This window comes from Thioalkalivibrio sp. (assembly GCF_041685615.1).
In the GTDB taxonomy this organism is placed as follows: domain Bacteria; phylum Pseudomonadota; class Gammaproteobacteria; order Ectothiorhodospirales; family Ectothiorhodospiraceae; genus Thioalkalivibrio.
Genome location: NZ_JAWLFK010000033.1, coordinates 1 through 1,523 on the forward strand (window position 1 = coordinate 1; position 1,523 = coordinate 1,523).

General features: G+C 62.3%; 2 protein-coding genes and 1 tRNA gene. 2 read left to right on the forward strand and 1 reads right to left on the reverse strand.

What is annotated here, in order from left to right; translation table 11 throughout:
* Positions 1 to 34 precede the first annotated feature (34 nt).
* Complete coding sequence (locus tag ACESLR_RS07950; RefSeq protein WP_373066997.1) at positions 35 to 235, forward strand: hypothetical protein; 201 nt, start codon at positions 35 to 37, stop codon at positions 233 to 235.
* Between the two features lie 554 nt (positions 236 to 789).
* Here the strand turns inward: ACESLR_RS07950 and ACESLR_RS07955 are convergent.
* Positions 790 to 866, reverse strand: a tRNA-Arg gene (locus ACESLR_RS07955).
* Positions 867 to 1,050: 184 nt separating this feature from the next.
* On the opposite strand from ACESLR_RS07955, the gene ACESLR_RS07960 reads away from it, so the two are divergent.
* Positions 1,051 to 1,523 (forward strand): c-type cytochrome (locus ACESLR_RS07960; protein WP_373067000.1); only part of this gene is annotated, 473 nt, incomplete at its 3' end.

Sequence of the window (1,523 nt, forward strand, 5' to 3'; positions counted from 1 at the left end):
TTTGCTGGTAAATCGCTGCGCGGAGACCTCCGATATGATGCGTACCTTGATGGGCACTGCTTTGGTTCTACTTGGGGCCCCAGCCCTTGCACACCCTGGGCATGGTCACAGTGGCGGTCTTTCGCTTCTGCATCTGGTGAGTTCGCCGGAGCACCTCTGGCCATTGGCTCTCGGTGTCCTCGTGATCGGGGTCGCGGCCGGAGCTTGGTTGTACCGCCGGCGGTCGCAGCGCTGACGGCCCGGAGTACCAGACTAGAGGTGTATCCGAAGTGGGCTGAGTTGTACGGTATACCCACCGAAACACTGATTAACTACGCGCTCGGGTAAAAGCGGGGTAGAACCCAAGAGAGTCGCGCACCGCTACTGGCGTGAGTGACTGGCGATAGGACCGGGCCAGAATCGACTTTGTCTCGCTGCATGCGGAGTGGCCCCTGGCATGCGCTGGGCAGAGTTTTGGCGTGTGATTCACTCGATTCCTCAAGCGAGCGAAGCGGTCGGGAAGCGCCAACGACGAACGGTGGTATTCGGTGTCTGGTTATGGCGTGCCCGAGACCGTGAGCCGGGGTTTCGCGAAGCGCGACTTCGTGCCGGCGGACGCCCCGAGGTATCGCCGAGGGGCTGGACTGGCTTCGCCGCTGGCGGCGGCTCGGTTCTGCAGACTGGCACGGCCGGTGGATGTGCCGCGGCATCGGCCGGCAAGCTCGGGCCTCGGCTAAAGCGAAGGTTCTCATCGGGTTCTCCAGCACCCCATTACGCAGAAAGGGACCACGAGGGTCCCTTTCTGCGTAATGGCGCGCCCGAGAGGATTCGAACCTCTGACTTCCACCTCCGGAGGGTGGCGCTCTATCCAGCTGAGCTACGGGCGCAAGACCTGCAATGATACGGGCGGCGCCTTTGGCGCGTCCAGCCATATTTGACCGTCCTGCTTGGTTTGTGGTCGCGCCTTGCATGATGCCCTATACTCTGCGCCCGATTTGCGCGTACCGCGCGAGCGCTTTCGAAAGAGCACACCACAAGGCCACGCACGGCCAGGATCTCGGAGGGAGAGAAGTGGGAAATCAACCGATCAAGATGGACACCGGGAACAAGGTGTTGCTGTTTATCGCGTCGCTGGCACTGCTGGCCACGGTCCTGTTTCTGGTGTCACAGCTTGCGGGCTGGGTTGCAGAGATGACGGGATCCAAGGCGGAGGCCGTGAGCGAGGAGCGCATTGCCCAGCGGATCGCCCCCATCGGCAAGGTGGTGTCGGGTGAGGTGGATACCGAGGCCGAGCCGGCCGATCTCAGCGCAGGTGACATCTATTCCAACGTCTGCGCCGCCTGCCACGACGACGGTGTTTCGGGTGCCCCGATCAAGGGCGAGACGGACGAGTGGAGCAATCGACTGAATGACAAGGGTCTGGAAACCTTGTTCGATCATGCCATCAACGGGTTCAACGAGATGCCCGCGCGCGGCGGCGACTCGAGTCTGACCGACGAGCAGGTCCGCGATGCGGTGGCGTATATGCTGGATGAAGCCGACGT